This window comes from Devosia sp. CAU 1758 (genome assembly GCF_054482695.1).
Window position 1 is genome coordinate 873,723 of the sequence record NZ_JBTLRJ010000001.1, and the last position, 19,288, is coordinate 893,010.

The window sequence follows — 19,288 nt, forward strand, 5'->3', positions numbered from 1 at the left end:
CTGCGGTATGATTTTGAACGGGGCAGTTCGTGAAGCTTGACGTTGTGAGCCAGTTTTCCAGCCGGGCCATCCGGTTTGCTGCCATGGGCCTGATGGCCGCGGTGCTGACCGCCTGCGCGGGCGGCGGCCTGTTCGGTCCGGTCAAGATCAAGGAAGAGCCGATCGTGCCCGCTCAGGCGCTCTATCAAGGCGCTCTGGAGGACATGGATCGCCAGTACTATCAGACGGCCATAACCAAGCTCGAAAAGCTGGAACGCCAGCATCCGCGTGATCCGCTGACCGAAAAGGGCAAGTTGATGCAGGCCTATGCGAATTATCGCATCGGTCAGTTCGACGAGGCGATCCTGGCGTCGGACCGCTACCTGGCACTCTATCCGCAGAGTTCGGAAGTGCCCTATGTGCTCTGGATCAAGGCCACCGCCTACTACGCGCAGATCAAGGACATCACCCGCGACCAGCAATTGTCGCGCGATGCCATCGACACCTATAACCTCTTGATCAACAATTATCCGCAGTCCGAGCATGCCATCGATGCCAAGGAAAAGCTGCTGGTGGCCTATGACCAGTTGGCCGGCAAGGAAATGTCGGTCGGCCGTTATTACCAGGGCAATGGGCAATATGCCGCCGCCATCAACCGCTTCCGCGAAGTGGTGGAACGCTGGCAGACCTCGACCCATATCGAGGAAGCCCTGTTCCGCCTGACCGAGACCTATCTGCTGCTGGGCCTGACCAATGAGGCGATGTCGGCCGCTGCCGTACTTGGCCACAATTACCCGTCCAGCGACTGGTACAAGCGCGCCTTTGAGGTGCTCGGCAAGCAGGGTCTTGCCCCGCAGCTCAATTCGGGCAGTTGGCTCGCCGCCGTGCGGACCTGACCGCTACCAGATAATCGATGTTGCTATTTTGTTCCAGGGCGCTATCATGCGTCCCGGTTTCGTTTGTTCAGCCTTTGCTGTGGATGGGTGCTCGGTAGGGGCGCCCCATCGGGCAGGCGATGGTACAAGCGGCAACGATCAGTGGTGCAGCTCCGGGAAGTTTGCGCATGCTCAACGCGCTGTCAGTCCGCAATATCGTTCTTATCGACCAGCTCGATCTCGCCCTTGATTCCGGCATGACCGTCCTCACCGGCGAGACCGGCGCGGGCAAGTCCATCCTGCTCGATGCTCTGACCCTGGCCCTGGGCGGCCGGGGCGATGCCTCGCTGGTGCGCCAGGGGCAGGAGAGCGGGCAGGTGGTTGCCGTGCTGGAACTGGCTGCCAGCCACCCTGCGCGGGCGCTGCTGCGCGACAATGCCATTGCCGATGATGAGGATGTCATCCTCAGGCGCGTGCAGTTTGCCGATGGGCGCACCCGTGCCTTCATCAATGACCAGCCGGTTTCGGCCTCGCTGCTGCAGAAGGTCGGCGGGCAGATCGTAGAAATCCACGGCCAGCATGATGACCGCGCTCTGGTCGATGTAGCGACCCATCGGGCTTCGCTCGATGCCTTTGGCGAGTTGGGCGTGCAGGCCAATGCGGTGCGCGATCTATGGGCGGCGCTGGTCGAGGCGCAACAGGCGGTTCAGGAGCAGCGGGCGCTGGTGGACGAGGCGCTGGCCGCGGAGGATTATGCCCGCCACACGGTCGAGGAGTTGGGCAAACTCAAGCCCGCGGTCGGGGAAGAAGAGGAACTGGCGGAGCGGCGCCAGCAATTGCAACAGGCTGAAAAAGCCGCGTCCGACGTGGTGGAGATCGACGAGATTCTCAACGGCCCCAATGCGCCGACCCCGGCACTGGCTTCGCTGATGCGGCGGCTGATGCGCAAGATCGATGGGGGGGCGGACCTCTTCCAGCCCGTCGTCGATGCGCTGGATGCGTCGCTGGTGACGCTGGACCGCACGACCGATGCGCTGGAGGAACTCAAGCGCGAAATGGCCTTTGATCCGGGCGAGTTGGAGGCCGTTGAGGAACGGCTCTTTGCCTTGCGTGCGGCGGCCCGCAAGCATCAAACGACACCGGATGAACTCGTCGCCGTGCTAGCGAAGTTCGAGAGCGACCTCGAAACGCTGCAAGGCGGGGAAAGCCGGCTCAAGGCGCTGGAAAGCGAGGAACTGGCGGCGCGGGCCCGCTATCGCGAGGCCGCCGATATCCTCAGCGCCGGGCGCAGGAAGGCTGCCAAGGCACTTAGCAAGGCGGTCGAGGCGGAATTGCCCGATCTCAAGCTGGGCGCGGCAAAATTCATCGTCGACCACCAGGCCGATGGCGAACGCGTCTCGGCCAATGGGTTCGACCAGATTGCCTTTCATGTGCAGACCAATCCGGGCACCACGCCGGGACCACTGCTCAAGGTCGCGTCGGGCGGTGAACTGAGCCGGTTCCTCTTGGCCCTCAAGGTAGTGCTTGCCGATCGTGGCTCGGCGCCGGTGCTGATCTTTGACGAAATCGACACCGGGGTCGGCGGGGCAGTGGCCGACGCCATCGGTCGTCGCCTGGCTCGGCTGGCCAGCACCGTGCAGGTGCTGACTGTCACCCATGCGCCCCAAGTCGCCGCACGCGCCAATCGCCACCTGCTCATCGAAAAGCAGATGATCGAGGAGGGCGCCTTCATGCGCACCCATGTGCGGCCGCTGGACAAGGGCAGCCGGCAGGAAGAAGTTGCCCGCATGCTCGCCGGTGCCGAAATTACCAGCGAAGCCCGCGCTGCTGCCAAGAAATTGCTCGGCGCGGTGGGATAACATTTTACCAGCGGGGCTCTGATCTGTTCCTGCCCCTATCAGGAGGAGGTCAGGTGGGGCTATCCTCTTGGCCAGAATCTCTGACGAGTATCTCCATGTCCGATCTTTCCCGCAAAGACGTTTCCGATCTCTCCGAGGATGAGGCCCGAATCGAGCTTGAACGGCTAGCTGCGGCCATCGACGCTGCCGATATCGCCTATCACCAGCAGGACCGGCCGGAGATTTCGGACGCGGATTACGATGCGCTCAAGCGCCGTAATGACGCCATCGAGCAGAGCTTTCCCGATCTGGTGCGGAGCGACAGTCCCTCTGAGCGCGTGGGTGCGGCCCCGGCCGAGGGCTTTGCTAAGGTGCGCCATGGCGTGCCCATGCTCAGCCTTGCCAATGCGTTTTCCGACGAGGACGTCACCGATTTCGTGGCGCGAGCCAGAAAGTTCTTCGGGGCTGATATTCTGCGCGATCCTGAATTCGTCCTGGCCTTCACGGCCGAGCCCAAGATCGACGGCCTGTCGGCTTCGCTGCGCTACGAGAACGGCGTTTTCGTGCGCGGCGCCACGCGGGGCGACGGCGCCGTGGGCGAGGACATCACCGAGAACCTCAAGACCATTGCCGACATTCCCCACAAGCTGAAGGGCGCCGGCTGGCCCGCTGTGATCGAAATTCGCGGCGAGGTCTATATGACCCATGCCGAATTCCAGCGGCTGAAGGATCATTCGGCCAAGTTCGGCGGTCAGGACTATGTTAATCCGCGCAATACCGCCGCCGGCTCCCTGCGTCAGAAGGACCCCAAGATCACCGCCAGCCGCAATCTTAATTTCTTCGCCTATGCCTGGGGCATTGCCGAGGATGGGGACGGCAATCCGACGCCCCCTGCGGCGACCCAGGCCGAGGTGGTGGACAAGTTCAAGACATGGGGCTTTGCCACCAATCCGCTGATGCTGCGCAGCCAGAGCGCAGAAGAGCTGATTGCGCATTACCGCAAGATCGAAACGCAGCGCGCCACGTTGGGGTACGATATCGATGGCGTGGTCTACAAGCTCGACCGGCTCGACCTGCAGCAACGCTGGGGCTTTGTCGCCCGTGCGCCGCGCTGGGCCATTGCCCACAAGTTCCCGGCCGAACAGGCGATCACTATTCTCACCGCCATCGATATCCAGGTGGGGCGCACCGGCGCCTTGACGCCCGTGGCGCGCTTGCAGCCGGTAACCGTGGGCGGCGTGGTGGTCGAGAACGCCACGCTGCACAATGAGGATTATATCAAGGGCATCGGCAATAATGGCGAGCCGATCCGTAATGGCGTCGACCTCAGGGTGGGCGACACGGTCACCGTGCAGCGCGCCGGCGACGTCATCCCGCAGATTGTCGATGTGGTGCTGGACAAGCGTCCTGAAGGGGCCGCGCCCTTCGTCTTCCCCCATATCTGCCCGGCCTGCGGGTCGGAGGCGGTGCGCGAGCTCAATGAAAAGTCCGGCAAGCTGGATTCAGTGCGCCGCTGTACCGGCGAAATGATCTGCCCGGCCCAGGCGGTGGAGAATTTGAAGCACTTCGTGGCGCGCGATGCGCTCGACATTGACGGGCTGGGCGACAAGCAGGTTACTCAGTTCTATGCCGAGGGCCGCATTGCCCGGCCAGCCGATATCTTCACCCTCAAGGGGCGGGATGAGCGTTCAGTCAAGAAGCTCAAGGATGCCGATGGTTTCGGCCCGGTTTCGGTAAAAAAGCTGTTCGACGCCATCGATGCGCGCCGCGCACCGGAACTGGATCGCTTCATCTACGCCCTGGGCATCCGCCATGTGGGCGAAACCACTGCGGCGCTGCTGGCCAAGGAATTCGGCACAGTGGAGAAATTCCGCGATGTGGCCTTTGCCGCCGCGCACCACGAGGATGGCCACTCGGTCTTCCCCGAGATCGGCGGCATTGGCGAGACGGTACGCTCGTCGATCATGGCCTTCTTCGCCAATGAAAGGAATGTGCAGGCGCTTGACGGCCTGCTGGTCGAAGTGCAACCCCAACCCTATGTGGTGGTCATCTCCGCCGACAGCGTGGTGGCCGGCAAGACTGTGGTGTTCACTGGCTCGCTCGAGAAAATGACACGATCGGAAGCCAAGGCCATGGCCGAACGCCTGGGCGCCAAGGTGGCTGGTTCGGTTTCGAGCGCCACCGATATCCTCGTGGCGGGTCCAGGCGCCGGCTCCAAGCTCAAGAAGGCCGAGGAGCTCGGGGTCGAGGTCATCAGCGAGGATGAATGGTTCGAGCGCGTCGGCCAGTAGCCGCCGCCGTTTCAACGGAGAGTGCGCCATGCGCAGACTGGTAGGCGCGGCCATGGCCGCGATTGTCGTGCCGAACCTTGCCTTCGCCGGCCCCGCGGGTAATCAGCTTTCCGACCTGCTCTATGCTGGAACGGCGACCGAGAACCGCGCGCTCTTTGACGAGCAGTGCGCGCAGATGCATATGGATGCCTGTTTCGGGCTGGGGCTGATCGACATGATCGGTGCCGTGGAAGGCCTGTCGCAGGCCTTCTATCGTCATGGTGCGGTGACGCCGCGCCTGCCGGCGGCGGCAATGATGTTCGGCATCGATGCCGACCTCCCCGCCGCCTCGGCCAATCCCGACCCGGAGCCGCTGGACTATGAAGGGCTGCGTACCATTCTCGATGATTTTGTGACCGGTCTCGACCTGGCCCGGGACAATTTCGAGGCGGCCGGGCGGGCGGGGGATTTTGTCATCACCATAGACCCGTTGCGGGTCCGTTTCGACATTGATGGCGACGGCGAAGTGGGCGAGCGGGAGACGCTGGCGACGCTGATGGGCGAGGCCATGGCGCTGCCGCAGGGCAAGACCAAGGGCGACAAGACCTCAGTGCCTGACACCACAATAGGCTTTGACCAGGCCGATGCCTTCTGGTTTGCCGGCTATAGCCAGGTGAGTGCGGCGCCGATCGACCTGCTGCTGGCCCATGATTTCTCCCAACTGTTCGACGCGATTGGCCATAGGGTCTTCCCCGAGGCGGGGCTGCCCATGCAGGAGTTCTCGCGGGGCGGGACGTTGATGATGGATCCGGAGACCGATACCTTCATTGCCGACCTGATCGCGGCGATCCACACCTCGGATTTTCCGGTAACCGATATTGTCCGCTTCAAGGGCGTCTTGGCGCGGCTCCAGGCAGTGACGGCGTTCTCGCGATTGAACTGGCAGGAAATCCTCCTCGAGACCGACGATAATCGCGAACTGGTGCCCTCGCCCGATCAGACTTCGCTCGTGCCTGACCTCAGCGTCACCCAGGCGCATGTCGATGCCTGGATGGACACGCTCGACAGCATCGACCAGATCCTGGACGGCGAACTGCTTATTCCGCATTGGCGCTTCGCAGCGGGCTTCGATCTCAAGCTGTTCTTCGAGACGGCCACCGAAACCGATGTCGTCATGTTGCTGACCGGGCAGGGGGCATTGCCGTTCCTCCGCGACGGGCCGATTGCCGATGCCGAAAGCTTTGCCGAAGGCAATAGCGTCTTTGGCGACAACTGGCCCGATTTCGCCATTTGGTTCAATTGACTGCGTTACGGGGACCGGCGAGGCTGACCAGCACGTCTGACAAGGAACACCCATGCGCCTGCTCGTTGCTGCCGTCGCCACCGCCTTCCTGGCCCTGACCACGCTGGTCGCGGCCGAGAACTTCGACACGCCAGAAGCACTGCTCGAAGCCTTTTACGAGCCCTATTTCGGCGGCGCATTTGGGGCGGACGAGAGTGTTTTCCGTTCCGAGGCGCTCAACGCCATGTATGCGGCTGATCTCGAGAACACGCCTGAGGGCGAAATGGGCGCACTGGGCTTCGACCCTTATATCGACGGGCAGGACTACGACATTGCCGACTTTGCCATCGGCGCGCCCGATATTGCCGGCGACACGGCACTGGTGGAGGTGAGCTTCACCAATTTCGGGGAACCGCGCCTGATCACTTATGACCTAGTGTTCGAGAATGGCGGCTGGCGGATCCACGACCTCGAAGGGGTCAACCCGGAATTCTCCTATCGGCTGAGCGAGATGTTCGAGGACGCCAAGGAATTCTGGCAGGACTAGCGGCGCCGGTACTTCCGGCGCCGCCGATTATCAGATCGCCTCCGTAGCCTGTTTCAGCCAATCCCTGACCTTGCCCGACACATTCGGGCCAATCTCGCTCCAGACGCGGGCGTGATAGGCGTTGAGCCAGTCCTGTTCGGCTTGCGTCATCAGGGTGAGATCGACAAGCCGCGTATCGATTGGCGCCAGGGTAATGGTCTCGAAGTCGAGATAGCCCGCAAAGCCGTCCGCCTCGCGCACCACGATCAGGTTTTCGATGCGGATGCCATATTCGCCTGTCTTGTAATAGCCCGGCTCGTTGGACAGCACATTGCCCGCCTCGAACGGGGTGGTGTAGCGCGAAGAGATGCCCACCGGCCCCTCGTGGACGCCGAGAAAGGCCCCGACGCCGTGGCCGGTGCCGTGATTATAGGTGACGCCATCCTGCCAGAGATATTGCCGCGCCAGCACGTCGATCTGCGCGCCGGTGGTGCCGTTGGGGAAGCGCGCCGTGGAGATGGCGATCATCCCCTTGAGCACCCGCGTAAAGCGGTCCTTTTGCTCGGCGGTGGCGGAACCGGTAGAGAGCGTGCGGGTGATGTCGGTGGTGCCCGAGAGATATTGTGCTCCAGAATCGACCAGCATGAGTTCGCCGGCGTTCAGTTTGCGGTCGGTCTTGTTGGTCACGCGATAGTGGACGATGGCGCCATTGGGGCCCGCGCCGGAAATGGTGTCGAAACTGGCGTCGACGCAGCTTTCCTCCTCGCGACGGAAGGCCTCAAGCGCGGTGACGATGCCGATTTCGGTAAGGTTCCCCTTTGGCGCTTCCTGGTCAAACCAATGGAGAAACTTGGCCAAAGCCACCCCGTCGAGCCGGTGGGCCTCTCGCATGCCGGCGAGTTCCGCGTCGTTCTTGCGTGATTTCGGTCCCAGGACCGGATCGCGCTTTTCGAGGAGCTTGGCGCCGGCGTGGCGCAGCGTGTCGGCCACGGCTACGGGAGCGCTCTGCGGATCGACAATGACGGCTTTTTTGCCGTGCCCGAGTTTTTCGAGCGCCTTGCCCAGCGTCGTGGTCTTGGCAATCCTGGCGATTCCATCAAGGGCCTTGGTCAGTTCTGGGGTGATCTTGGCGGCGTCAAGATAGAGGGTCGGTAGGCCGGTTTTCGGTACGATTGCAAAGCCGAGCACGAAAGGCGTGTTGGGCACGTCGCGGCCGCGCATGTTGAACAACCAGCAAATGGATTCGGGGAGGGTCAGCACCACGGCGTCGGCTTTGTCTGCTCCGAGGTTCAGGCGCAGTTCGGTGAGCTTTTCGGCGGTGGTCTTGCCGGCGCGATTGTGGCCGAGAAACTCGATGGGACTGACCGGCGCGGCCGGACGGTCGGCCCAGATGGCATCCACAAGGTTTTCATGGGCGATCACCTCGGCATGGCCGGCGAGCTTGTCGGTGATGTCACGGACCTCGCCAGGCGTATGCAGCCAGGGGTCATAGGCGAGCTTGCCGCCTTTGGGAACATAGAGCTTTATATCGGCGCTGACGCCGCCCTGGTTGACCTCGTGGACAGTGATCTTGCTGGTGTCGGTCTGAGCGGGCGCCTGGAGCGTATAGCGGCTGTCGATGAACAGCCCCGCCTTGCGCATCCCAACCACGGCCATGCCGGCCGAGCCGGTGAAGCCAGTGACATAGGCCAACCGTGCCTCGCTAGCGGGCACCGACTCGCCACGATGGGCATCGGCTCGCGGTATGAGCACGGCGTCGATACCCGCTTTTTGCATAGCTGCCCTCAATGAAGCGAGCCGAGGTGCAACCTGAGAAGGATCGGATTTCTCGTCAAAGCTTTGAAAAACGGCGGGTTTAGAGGTTTCAATGGTCATTACTGGGTCCGTAGCGCACCTATCGGGCAATGCATATCCGACATGGCTGTCTTGTTGTCTTGTGTCTGGTTTTGCGCCGGGCAAAGCCTATCTTTAAGCCAGAGAACAGGAGACACTTGAAATGAGCAAGCAGAACAATCTCTTCCAGCGCGCCGTCAACGCCATCGTCGAAGGCCGCACTCGCCAGGCCGAGCGTTTCGTCGCCCGCTTCGAGCGCGATCACGATCTGGGCCGCAAGGTAAACGATCGTTAATCCTGCCTTGCAGGATCGGCATGGCAGGCTTGCCGGCAGACCCCTTACCGGGCCGATGCGAACAGCCTAGATAAACGATGTCGGAGGGCAACAGATTGTCCGTCGCATGGAGTAGAAAATGACTGAGAGCAAGAACGGTTTCCGCAGCGCACTGGGTGGTCTCATCGACGCTCGTGGTCGCGAAGCCTCCCGCCAGGTCAGCTATCGCATGCAGCATCAGCTGATCGGCGCGGTGACCAAGCGCCCCTGAGGCCGCTGCAACATTGCTGACGATCAATAGTCGATCCCCGAAGCCCGCTTCGGGGATTTTGCTTTGTTCGACCGTCCCAAAGGGTAGATCGCGCCAGTGGCGCTATCTGAGGCTAAAAAGGCATGAGAGCTAGGCTCGATTGGCCCAGCGGTTGTGCGAACTCAATTCAGGGGGAGATCAAGCGCCGCCCCTTCAGCGCCTTTCCAGCACCAGTGTCGTCCATTCCTTGCGCTTGAGGTGCTCGGTCAGCGAAAAGCCCGCCGCCTCATAGGCGGCGATGACGCCATCGGCCTGGGTGTTGAGAATGCCCGAGAGGATGGCGGTGCCACCCTTCTGAGTGATGATGCCGATTCCGGGCGCCAGCTCGGTCAGTGGGCCGGCCAGGATATTGGCGACCACCAGATCATAGGGCGCGCGGGCGGCGACTTCTTCGTGGTCAAGGCCGGTCGCTTCGATCGCATGGATCTGGTCGCCGACGCCGTTCTCCACCGCGTTCTCTACCGTGGTGACAACCGCAATCGGGTCGATATCCGTCGCCAGGATCACCGCTTCGAGCCGCTTGGCGAGGGCAATGGCGAGGACGCCAGTGCCTGTGCCGATATCAATCATGCGAGCCGGGGTCCGTGCTTCGAGCAGGGCCTCAATGGCTTCGAGGCATCCCGTGGTGGTTTCGTGGTGTCCGGTACCGAAGGCCTGGGCGGCGTCGATCTTCATCGGCGTTAATCCCTCGGGGATCGGGCCGGTCTCGTGGCTGCCATAGACATAGAATCCGCCGGCAATCACCGGAGCCAGGCCCTCGAACGATTTGGCGACCCAGTTCACCTCAGGATCGATGGGCGAGACCGTAAACTCCACCTCGCCGCCCAGCACCTGTCGCGCCAGCTCGGCAAAGGCCGCGATATCGGGGGGGCTGTCGCAGGTGGCCTCGAAAACCCACTCGCCATCATCCTCGTTTTCGTGGGCGGAAGCGGTCAGCGCCAGGTCGTCGCGCTCCGAAACGGCATCGACCAGCGCGTAGGCCTGGTCCTTGGTGAGCGAAAGGGAAAGCTGGTCAACGGACATGGTAGGCCTCGGCTGGATGATGAGGTTTCCTTGCGGTACGGGTTGAGGCAAGTCAAGGACGGGACTTGACGGATGGCAGGTAATGTTCTTGATTTGTTCAAGAGAGGGAGAGCGCAATGTATGGACTGATTGGACGCATGCTGGCCGAGACCGGCAAGCGTGAGGAATTGCTGGCCATCATGCTGGAGGGCAATGCCCCCATGCCGGGCTGCCGCAGCTATATCATTGCCCGCGATCCGGCCAGTGCCGACGGAATTTGGATCACCGAGGTCTGGGACAGCCAGGAGCAGCACATGGCCTCGCTCAACCTGCCGCATGTGCAGGCGACCATTTCCCAGGCACGCCCCCTGATCGCAGGGTTTGATCAGCGGTTCGAGACCGAGCCGATGGGCGGGATCGGGGTTTAGGCGCCAGTGTCCCTTCGCGCAAGAGGACAGGCTCGGCGCCGGGTGAGGGGCCTTTCCATCGCTGGAAGAATTCCAGAGAATCTCCCAATTGTTGAGTATCTCAAGCCCAAGAAGGCTCAGCCCCTGCTGATGAAGCTCTCCAGCACCTTCTTGGTGCCCGCTTTCTCAAAGTCGATGGTCAGCTTGTTGCCCTCGATGCTCATCACCTGGCCATAGCCGAATTTGAGATGGAAGACGCGTTCGCCGAGCTTGTAGCCGCTGGACTGGCCGCCGAGGTCGACCGAGCGGGCGACGAGGTCGCCGTCGATGGTCAGGGGGCCGCCGCCCTTGCGGTTGGCCTGGTTGGCGCGGGCGCGCTGCCAGCCGGGGGTTTCGTAAACGCTTTCGAACGGGTCGGCCTTGTTGAATCGGCTGGCGGCGCCGCCCCCATAGCCATAGCCGCCATAGGCCGAGCCCTTGTCGGTGACTTCCACCGCGTCGGCGGGAAGTTCATCGATGAAGCGCGAGGGAACGGCCGATTGCCAGAGGCCATGGATACGGCGGTTCTGGGCAGCGGAGATGCGCACGCGCTTGCGGCCTCTTGTGATGCCGACATAGCCCAGGCGCCGCTCTTCCTCGAGGCCGGCGCGGCCGGATTCATCCATCGAGCGCTGGCTGGGGAAAGTGCCATCTTCCCAGCCGGGCAGGAAGACGGTGTTGTATTCCAGCCCCTTGGATGAGTGCAGCGTCATGATGGTCACTGCGTCGCTGGCGTCGGCACTGTCGCGGTCCATGACCAGGGCAATATGTTCGAGGAAGCCGCCTAGCGTCTCGAAATCCTCCATGGCGCGGCTCAGTTCCTTGAGGTTTTCCTTGCGCCCCTGACTTTCGACCGATTTATCGGTCGTCAGCATGTCGGTATATCCACTCTCTTCAAGAATCTGCTCAACCAGCTGATAGGGCTGAAGATTTTCACTGCGCCAGGCCCAGTCGTCGAACTGGGCAACCAGCGCGCGCAGGGTGGTGCGCTGCTTGGGCTTTAGCTCCTCGGTTTCCACCAGCATGCGCGTGGCGGTCAGCAGCGGCACCTTCATGCCCCGCGCCGCCTCCATCAGCAGCTTGATGGTGGAATCGCCGAGGCCGCGTTTGGGTACGTTGACGATGCGCTCGAAGGCCAGGTCATCGGCTGGCTGCGCGACCAGCCGTAGATAGGCCAGGGCGTCGCGGATTTCCTTGCGCTCATAAAAGCGCGGACCGCCGATGACGCGGTAATTGAGCCCCAGCGTGATGAAGCGCTCTTCAAATTCGCGCATCTGGAAGGAGGCGCGCACCAGGATTGCCATGGAGTTGAGCTCTTCGCCCTGGCGCTGATATTGCTCGATTTCCTCGCCGACGGTGCGCGCCTCTTCCTCGCTGTCATAGACCTGCGTGAACGAGATGGGCTCGCCGCCCTCGGCGATATCGGTGAACAGCGTCTTGCCTAGCCTGCCTTCGTTGAAGGCGATCAGGGTCGAGGCGGCTTTGAGGATATTGGCTGTGGAGCGGTAATTGCGCTCCAGCTTGATGACCTTGGCGCCGGGGAAATCGCTCTCGAAACGCAGGATATTATCGACCTCGGCGCCGCGCCAGCCATAGATCGACTGGTCATCGTCGCCCACCACGCAGATATTGGCCTCGCTGGCTGGCTTGCCCTGCGCCAGCAGCCGCAGCCAGAGATATTGGGCGGTATTGCTGTCCTGATATTCGTCCACCAGCATGTATTTGAAGCGACGGTGATACTCAGCCAGAACTTCGGAATTCTCGCGGAACAACCGAATGCATTCGAGCAGCAGGTCGCCAAAGTCGGCGGCGTTGAGCGTCTTCAGCCGCGCCTGATAGTCGTAATAGAGCTTGCCGCCCTTGCCATTGGCAAAATAGCCGCTATCGGCCGCCGGCACGTCCTTGGGCAGGAGGCCGCGGTTCTTCCAGGCGTCGAGCATGCCCGCGAATTGACGCGCGGGCCAGCGCTTCTCGTCAATATCCTCGGCCGCCAGCAACTGCTTGATCAGCCGGATTTGGTCGTCGGTATCGAGAATGGTAAAACTGGGCTTCAAATCGACCAGTTCGGCATGGCGGCGCAAGATGCGGGCCGAAATCGAGTGGAACGTGCCAAGCCATGGCATGCCTTCCACCGAGTCACCCGCCAGCCGTCCGATGCGATCCTTCATCTCGCGCGCGGCCTTGTTGGTGAAGGTCACCGACAGGATTTCAGATGGCCATGCCTTGCGCTGGCTGAGGATATGCGCGATGCGCGTTGTCAGTACCCGCGTCTTGCCGGTTCCGGCGCCTGCCAGCACCAGCAGCGGCCCCTCGGTCGAGAGCACGGCATCGCGCTGCTCGGGATTGAGCCCGGCCAGATAGTCCGGCGCCTGCCGGTTCAATTGACTGGTGATCGGCCCGCCTTGGGGGCGGGGCAGGGGTGCGGTGTCGGCCATATGCTCTTGACGGTTTGCCGGGCGCTTGTGTCGGGGCGGACACGCGGCCAAGCCTTGACGAATCTTATTTTGTTCTCCTGGGCAATATAGGCATCGCGGCTGCGCCTGTATAGAAGCGGGGCCTGTCACCGAAGCGTCATGACAGCGTCATCGGAGTGTTTTCCCCCGGGCCTAAGCGGGGCCGGCATCATTCCGGGGGACCCATCATGATTGTTCAAAAGCGTCTTGCTGCCCTGAGCGCAGCCCTGCTCCTTTCTACTGCCGGCGTGCAGGCCGAGCAGTATTTCAATCGCATCGCGAGCTTCGCTGTGGCGCTCAACACACCTGACGTCGAAATCGGCTCGGTCGAGAATTCCGCCGAGATCATCACCGCCACTAAAGACGGCACAATGCTTGTCTATTCAAACGCGCTGGTCGGCGGCGTCGGCCTCATCGACATCGCCGACGCCAATGCCCCCAAGGCCGGCGGTTTCATCGCGCTCGACGGCTCGCCTACCTCGGTCGCCGTCATCGGCGGCAAGATCCTCGTCACGGTCGACACGACTGAAGATTTCACCGCACCCACCGGCTATCTGTCGGTGATCGATCTGGCCTCCAAGGCCGTCGAAACCACCTGCGATCTGGGTGGACAGCCCGACGCCATTGCCAAGAACCAGGACGGTTCGCTGGTTGCCATTTCAATGGAAAACCAGCGCGACGAGGATTTCGGTGATGGCGGCCTGCCACAGCTGCCGAGTGGCAATATTACCTTTTTCGACGTCTCTGAAGGCGCTGTTGATTGCGCCACCATGCGCGTCACCGATATTTCCGGCCTGGCTGATATTGCCGGCGAAGACCCCGAGCCCGAATACACCGATTTCAACGGCGCCAACGAACTGGCCGTCACCCTGCAGGAAAACAACCACATCATCGTCATCAATGGCGAGACCGGCGAAGTCACCAGCCACTTCTCGGCCGGTTCCACTTCCCTTGAAAACATTGACGCTTCCGACGATGGCCGCCTGAGCTTTACCGAAAGCCAGCCCGATCGCCTGCGCGAACCCGATGCCCTGCAATGGCTCGATGATGACCGCATCGTCACCGCCAATGAGGGTGACTGGAATGGCGGCTCGCGCGGCTTCACCATCTTCCACAAGGATGGCACCGAGCTCTACGAGTCCGGCCCGTCCATGGAATATATCGCTGCTCAGCTCGGCCACTATCCTGACGGCCGGTCCGACGCCAAGGGTGTAGAGCCCGAAGGCATGGAAGTGGGCATGTTTGGCGACACGAACTTCATCTTCGTCAACCAGGAGCGCTCCTCGCTGGTCGGCGTCTACAAGGACACTGGCGCCGATCCCGAATATTGGCAGTCGCTGCCGTCCGGCGTCGGTCCGGAAGGCGCGTTGGCCATCCCGTCGCGCAATCTCTACGTCACCGCCAATGAGACCGATCTCAGCGTCGACGGCCTGGCGGGAGCCCATGTCATGATCTTCGAGTTGCAGGACGTGGATGCGCCCAACTATCCGCAGATCATGTCGGACATGGGCGCGGACGGGTTGCCGATTGGCTGGGCCGCGCTCTCGGGCGCCGTTGCCGATGCCGGCAAGCCGGGCACGCTGCATGCCGTGAGCGATAGTGCTTTTGTTGAGGCGGCGATCTACGAGATCGACGCGACAGCCATGCCGGCTCGTATCGTCAGGAAAACCGTCGTCACTCGCAACGGCGTTCCGGCTCAGAAGCTGGACCTTGAAGGCATCACCCAGGACGGCGAAGGCGGCTTCTGGCTGGCGTCCGAAGGCGATACTGCTGCGCTGACGCCCCATGCCCTCTACCATGTCAATGCCGACGGCGAGATCGAAGACGAGATCGCCTTCCCGGCAGAGCTCCTGGGCAGTGAAATCCGCTCGGGTTCGGAAGGCGTCACCGCCATTGGCGAGGGCGACGACATGACCCTGTGGATCGCCATCCAGCGCGAATGGAAGGATGACGAAAAGGGATTTGTGAAGCTCGTCTCCTACAAACCGTCGAGCGAAGAATGGGGCGCCGTGCGCTATCCGCTCGAGACCCCGACCGCCGGTTGGATTGGCCTCTCCGAAATCACCGCACATGGTGACCACGTCTATATCATCGAGCGCGACAACCAGATTGCCGAGCGCGCAGCGCTCAAGGCCATCTACCGCGTGCCGGTCAGCGACATGGTACCGGGCGAACTCGGCGGCGAGCTGCCGACGGTCAGCAAGGAACTGGTGCGCGATCTTGTCCCTCATCTGGCGTCCAACAATGGCTATGTAGTGGACAAGGTCGAGAGCCTCGCGATCGATGCAGACGGCAAGGCCTATGTCATTACAGACAACGACGGCGTGGACGACTCTTCGGGCGAAACCTTCTTCTGGTCGTTCAATCTCTAAAGCTCACATTCCCTGACTTCGAGCGCGGCCGGGCCTCAGCCCGGCCGTTTCCACATGCTCAATTCGGCCTCATCGGCCTTGCGCCTGCTGGCCAAGTGCCTACACTCGCGTCCGTTTCCAGCCGGGGCAGTTCAGGCACAGTGCTCAATCGCATCTATATCGTGGTCGGCATGTTCGCCATTCTGGTGCTGGCCGGTGCATTCATTGCGCCGCGCTTCATCCAGTGGGGCGATTATCGCGACCGCATGGAGGTGCTGGCCAGTGGCGTGCTGGGCGCCGACGTCACGATTCGGGGCGATATCTCGTTCTCGCTACTGCCCTCTCCGCGCCTGGCCTTCTCCGATGTGGTGGTGGGGGATCCCGAGGGGCCAGCGGCCACGGTCGGCGCGGTCGAGGCGGAGTTCGTGCTGATGGACTTCCTGCGCGACATCTACAATGTCACCGCGCTCAGCCTTGAAGCGCCGGTGGTGCATCTCACGGTGGATGAAAATGGCCTCTTTGGCAGTGGCGTCGATCTCAGCGGCGCCGGCAGCGGCGTGGCGCTCGAACATGCGCGCATTGCCAATGGCAGTATCCGGCTCGAAGATCTGCGCTCGGCCGAGACATTTGTCGTGGACCGGATTGATGGCGATCTGCGGCTGTCGAGTTTTTCCGGGCCTTTCCAGTTCCAGGGTGGCGCCGATTACGGCGAGGCGCGCTATGATTTGCGGGTCAATTCGGGCAGTGCCGACGCCGAAGGCCGCGCCCGCATTTCCAGTTATGTGCGCGAGGCGCTGGGCACGTTTTCAGTAACAGTCGAGGGCGTGCTGACCGCGGGTGCGGCGCCGCGCTTCGAGGGCAATCTGGCCTATCGCCAGGCGCCGCCCGAGGCCGAGCGAGCCGACGACATCCGCGGTGACCTGCTGCTGGAAAGCGCCATGACCGTCTCGACGGATCGTGTCGTGCTGTCGGGATACACTTTGCACCCCGACGAGAACCGGGCCGGAATGCGCCTGACCGGGGCCGCCAGCATCCAGCTGGGCATGCGCCGCAGCTTTGATGCGGTGATCTCAGGGGGCGTGTTCTCGCTGCCGCCGCGCGACGCCACCGAGGTTTCCGGCGAGCTGCCGTTTGAATTCGTGCGCCTGCTCTCAGAAATCCCCGCGCCGCCCCTGCCGCCCATGCCGGGACGGTTGGGCATTGACCTGGCCGAAGTGGGCCTGCGGGGCTTCGCCCTGCGCGAAGTGCGGCTCGACGCTACCACCGATGGCGGCAGCTGGACGGTCGAACAGTCAGTGGCGCGGCTGCCCGGCGAGACCGAACTGCGCCTTTCGGGCCAGGTGACCAATGATGGAGGCATTGTTGGTTTCAAGGGGGATATCAGCGTGGAGGTGGCCCGGCTGGAGGCGCTGTCGCAACTATGGAAGCGGCCACAGGAGGACAACCCGCTTTTCAACATGCCCGGCGCCTTGCACGGCCGCCTGATGCTGGCCGGCGACGCATTCGGGCTGAGCAATGGTCGGTTGACGCTGGACGGCGAGGAGCATGGGTTGGAACTGCGCCTCGGTTTTGGCCCGGAACCGCGGTTGGATACGGTGCTCAAGCTCGGGGAACTTGATGCGGGCGAGACCGATGCCCTGCTGGCGCTGGTGCCCGATGTGACCGGCGAGAGCAATTTCGGCATCAGCTTCCCCGATGGCAGCTTCTCCATCACCGCGGGCATGGTCGATGTGCTGGGCCTGTCGGCGCATGGTCTAGTGGCCGAGGCGCAATGGTCCCCGGCGGCCATCCGCTTTTCGCAATTGGTGGCCCGTGATTGGGGCGGCCTTGGCATCAATTCCACCCTGCGCCTTTCCGGCTCGCTGGCCGAGCCGCATGTGACAGGGTCCGGGAAACTGGCGAATACCTCGCCGGGGTCGCCGGGGCTGGCTGCCATATACGAGATGGCTGGCGTGCCCTTTGGCTGGCAGCAGGGACTAGAGGGTGTGTGGCCGGCCGATCTGCAATTCATTCTCTCCGATGCCGAGCAGGGGACTGGCCAGGTCCTCACCCTGGGTGGTGAGCTTGGCGCGGCGGCGCTCGACCTGCGGGCGGAAATGTCCGGCGGGCTTGCGGGTTTGTCGCGCGACGACATGCGGCTGGTGGTCTCACTTGAGGCGCAGGACGGCCCTGCTGCGCTGGAACAATTCGGCCTCGTGTCCGGCCCGCTCTTTGCCGGCGATGATCCGCTGGTGGCCAGTCTTTTCGTGGAAGGCAGCGGGTCTGAAGGCTTTGACGGGCGTCTGGCTCTCAGCCAGGGCGAACAGTCGATCAGCTATTTTGGTGGGTTACGGCTATCGCCCGGTGGCGAAGTCAGCGGCGAGGGCACGTTGGACATGGCGCTGGACGAGGCGAGTGGCCTCGTGGCGCTGATCGGCGCGCGCGGCGCCAGCCTGCCGGGTATCGAGGCCAGCGCCGGTATTGCCTTTGCCGGGCTGCGGACCCTTTCGCTCGACAATATTGCCGGGATTGCCGGCGATAGCGGTTTTGGCGGCTCGGTCAGCATGCAGCTTCTGGGGCAATTGCCCAGCTTTGACGGACGGTTCAGCGTCGACAGTCTCGACGTCGGGGGCATCGTCGCGGCGCTCTTTGGCGCAGAGGCATTGATTGGGACCGGCGATGGGTTCTGGCCCGAAGGCCCACTGGCCGCCAATGCTGTCCCGCGCCCGTCGCGGGGCGACATCGCCGTTACGTCTGCGAGCGTCACCAGCAATGGTGGCTTGCTTCTGGGCGATACGAGTTTCACCTATGCCTGGAACCCGGACTCGGTTTCCATCAAAGGTCTTTCAGCCGACCTGGGCGGTGGCGTGCTCGGATTGTCGGTGGAGCAATGCTGTGCCGGCTCGCTGGCCGAAAGAAGCATATCGGGCCAGGTGACGCTGACTGGCGTCGACCTCGATGCCATTGCACCAACTGCAATTGGCCGGGGCCTTGCTGGCCGGCTCGATGGTGGCCTGCAATTCGAAGGCACGGGCGCCAGTCTTGCCGACGCCATGCGCAGCCTGACGGGCGAAGGCAATTTCGCCATAGGGGACTTTGCCGTCACGGGCCTCTCTCCCACGGTTTTCCCGTCCATCGCAACGATCGAGGATGTTCTCAATACCGAGGCCGATACGCTCGAAACACTGATCGGGTTGGGACTGTCACAAGGCGAGTTCGTCGCTGACGAGGCGCGCGGCGCCTTTACTATTGCCGGCGGCACGGTGCGGCTGGCCAATTTCATCGTCGAGGGCGTCGGCGGACGGCTGGCGGGCAGTCTCAACCTGATGCTGGAGCGGCTCGGTCTGAATGGCAGTTTCGTCATGACGCCGCGTGATTTTGTCGACCCTAATGGCCTGGTCGAAACCGATAGTGCTCGGATCGTCGTGCGGGTCGGCGGGACGCTCCTGATGCCAGAAATCACGCTTGATCTCAGCGAAATGGTGGCGGCTATCCAGGTGCGCGCCAATGAGCTGGAAGTGGATCGGCTCGAAACCCTGCGGCTCGAGGATGAGGCAAGGCAGCGAGCCGCTGCACAGGAGCGCAACCGGCTGATCGAGGAGCAGCGCCGCCGGGCTGCGGAAGAAGAGGCTGCCAGACTGGCGGCCGAGGAAGAGGCGCAGCGTCTCGAGGAGGAGCGGTTGCTCGATGAGGAGGAGGGCGAGGCCGTACCCGGTGAAGGGCCCGTGGATGGCCCGCTCAATCTGGGCTTTCAGCCAGGAGTCAATCAGCCCATTGGTAACAGCGTCAACCAGCCGACGCAGCTAATCCCCGGGCAGTAGAGCTCTTCGAGCAAAAGTGGCAAATGTTTTGCTCCTCGGACCTGATACG

General features: G+C 62.6%; 13 protein-coding genes. 10 read left to right on the forward strand and 3 right to left on the reverse strand.

The features are described 5' to 3' along the window. Positions 1–29: 29 nt before the first annotated feature. The 5 genes from ACXYMS_RS04355 to ACXYMS_RS04375 all read left to right on the forward strand — a co-directional run bounded on the left by ACXYMS_RS04355 (position 30) and on the right by ACXYMS_RS04375 (position 6,791). The gene (locus tag ACXYMS_RS04355; protein WP_458903985.1) at positions 30–875 is read left to right on the forward strand and encodes an outer membrane protein assembly factor BamD; all 846 of its coding nucleotides are present in this window, start codon (positions 30–32) and stop codon (positions 873–875) included. 167 nt (positions 876–1,042) lie between these two features. Continuing rightward, the gene (gene recN / locus ACXYMS_RS04360; protein ID WP_458903987.1) at positions 1,043–2,713 is read left to right on the forward strand and encodes a DNA repair protein RecN; all 1,671 of its coding nucleotides are present in this window, start codon (positions 1,043–1,045) and stop codon (positions 2,711–2,713) included. Positions 2,714–2,808: 95 nt separating this feature from the next. Continuing rightward, positions 2,809–4,983, forward strand: coding sequence for an NAD-dependent DNA ligase LigA (gene ligA / locus ACXYMS_RS04365; RefSeq protein ID WP_458903989.1), 2,175 nt, complete (start codon positions 2,809–2,811; stop codon positions 4,981–4,983). 28 nt (positions 4,984–5,011) lie between these two features. Further along, positions 5,012–6,265, forward strand: a complete 1,254-nt coding sequence (locus ACXYMS_RS04370; RefSeq protein WP_458903990.1) for a hypothetical protein — start codon at positions 5,012–5,014, stop codon at positions 6,263–6,265. Positions 6,266–6,317: 52 nt separating this feature from the next. Beyond that, positions 6,318–6,791: a DUF3828 domain-containing protein gene (locus ACXYMS_RS04375; RefSeq protein ID WP_458903992.1), complete on the forward strand. Its 474-nt coding sequence runs from the start codon at positions 6,318–6,320 to the stop codon at positions 6,789–6,791. A 30-nt stretch (positions 6,792–6,821) separates the two neighbouring features. Here the strand turns inward: ACXYMS_RS04375 and ACXYMS_RS04380 are convergent, their stop codons facing one another. Beyond that, positions 6,822–8,645 carry an aminopeptidase P family protein gene (locus ACXYMS_RS04380; protein ID WP_458903994.1) on the reverse strand — a complete coding sequence of 608 codons (1,824 nt, stop codon included), beginning with the start codon at positions 8,643–8,645 and terminating at the stop codon, positions 6,822–6,824. Between the two features lie 121 nt (positions 8,646–8,766). Between ACXYMS_RS04380 and ACXYMS_RS04385 the strand changes: the two genes are divergently transcribed. Together ACXYMS_RS04385 and ACXYMS_RS04390 are read left to right on the forward strand one after the other, a co-directional pair. Beyond that, complete coding sequence (locus tag ACXYMS_RS04385) at positions 8,767–8,898, forward strand: hypothetical protein (protein WP_269467981.1); 132 nt, start codon at positions 8,767–8,769, stop codon at positions 8,896–8,898. 118 nt (positions 8,899–9,016) lie between these two features. Next, the gene (locus tag ACXYMS_RS04390) at positions 9,017–9,148 is read left to right on the forward strand and encodes a hypothetical protein (protein WP_268905699.1); all 132 of its coding nucleotides are present in this window, start codon (positions 9,017–9,019) and stop codon (positions 9,146–9,148) included. 192 nt (positions 9,149–9,340) lie between these two features. Here ACXYMS_RS04390 and ACXYMS_RS04395 read toward each other — a convergent pair whose 3' ends face one another. Beyond that, positions 9,341–10,210 (reverse strand): 50S ribosomal protein L11 methyltransferase, encoded by an 870-nt coding sequence (locus ACXYMS_RS04395; RefSeq protein ID WP_458903996.1) that lies wholly within the window; start codon positions 10,208–10,210, stop codon positions 9,341–9,343. A 116-nt stretch (positions 10,211–10,326) separates the two neighbouring features. Between ACXYMS_RS04395 and ACXYMS_RS04400 the strand changes: the two genes are divergently transcribed. Next, complete coding sequence (locus tag ACXYMS_RS04400) at positions 10,327–10,617, forward strand: putative quinol monooxygenase (RefSeq protein ID WP_458903998.1); 291 nt, start codon at positions 10,327–10,329, stop codon at positions 10,615–10,617. Positions 10,618–10,733: 116 nt separating this feature from the next. On the opposite strand, the gene ACXYMS_RS04405 is transcribed toward ACXYMS_RS04400, so the two are convergent. Next, entirely contained in the window at positions 10,734–13,070 is a 2,337-nt protein-coding gene (locus ACXYMS_RS04405; RefSeq protein WP_458904000.1) for a UvrD-helicase domain-containing protein, read from the reverse strand. Between the two features lie 206 nt (positions 13,071–13,276). Between ACXYMS_RS04405 and ACXYMS_RS04410 the strand changes: the two genes are divergently transcribed. Both ACXYMS_RS04410 and ACXYMS_RS04415 read left to right on the forward strand, forming a co-directional pair. Further along, positions 13,277–15,460, forward strand: a complete 2,184-nt coding sequence (locus ACXYMS_RS04410) for an esterase-like activity of phytase family protein (protein WP_458904001.1) — start codon at positions 13,277–13,279, stop codon at positions 15,458–15,460. A gap of 140 nt (positions 15,461–15,600) precedes the next feature. Then, the gene (locus ACXYMS_RS04415; RefSeq protein WP_458904003.1) at positions 15,601–19,239 is read left to right on the forward strand and encodes an AsmA family protein; all 3,639 of its coding nucleotides are present in this window, start codon (positions 15,601–15,603) and stop codon (positions 19,237–19,239) included. Positions 19,240–19,288: the final 49 nt, after the last annotated feature.

Excerpts from the sequence above, each read along its gene's own strand:
- recN (WP_458903987.1), top strand. The coding sequence starts at position 1,043 with ATGCTCAACGCGCTGTCAGTCCGCAATATCGTTCTTATCGACCAGCTC.
- ligA (WP_458903989.1), top strand. The coding sequence starts at position 2,809 with ATGTCCGATCTTTCCCGCAAAGACGTTTCCGATCTCTCCGAGGATGAG.
- ACXYMS_RS04370 (WP_458903990.1), top strand. The coding sequence starts at position 5,012 with ATGCGCAGACTGGTAGGCGCGGCCATGGCCGCGATTGTCGTGCCGAAC.
- ACXYMS_RS04375 (WP_458903992.1), top strand. The coding sequence starts at position 6,318 with ATGCGCCTGCTCGTTGCTGCCGTCGCCACCGCCTTCCTGGCCCTGACC.
- ACXYMS_RS04380 (WP_458903994.1), bottom strand. The coding sequence starts at position 8,645 with ATGACCATTGAAACCTCTAAACCCGCCGTTTTTCAAAGCTTTGACGAG.
- ACXYMS_RS04385 (WP_269467981.1), top strand. The coding sequence starts at position 8,767 with ATGAGCAAGCAGAACAATCTCTTCCAGCGCGCCGTCAACGCCATCGTC.
- ACXYMS_RS04390 (WP_268905699.1), top strand. The coding sequence starts at position 9,017 with ATGACTGAGAGCAAGAACGGTTTCCGCAGCGCACTGGGTGGTCTCATC.
- ACXYMS_RS04395 (WP_458903996.1), bottom strand. The coding sequence starts at position 10,210 with ATGTCCGTTGACCAGCTTTCCCTTTCGCTCACCAAGGACCAGGCCTAC.
- ACXYMS_RS04400 (WP_458903998.1), top strand. The coding sequence starts at position 10,327 with ATGTATGGACTGATTGGACGCATGCTGGCCGAGACCGGCAAGCGTGAG.
- ACXYMS_RS04405 (WP_458904000.1), bottom strand. The coding sequence starts at position 13,070 with ATGGCCGACACCGCACCCCTGCCCCGCCCCCAAGGCGGGCCGATCACC.
- ACXYMS_RS04410 (WP_458904001.1), top strand. The coding sequence starts at position 13,277 with ATGATTGTTCAAAAGCGTCTTGCTGCCCTGAGCGCAGCCCTGCTCCTT.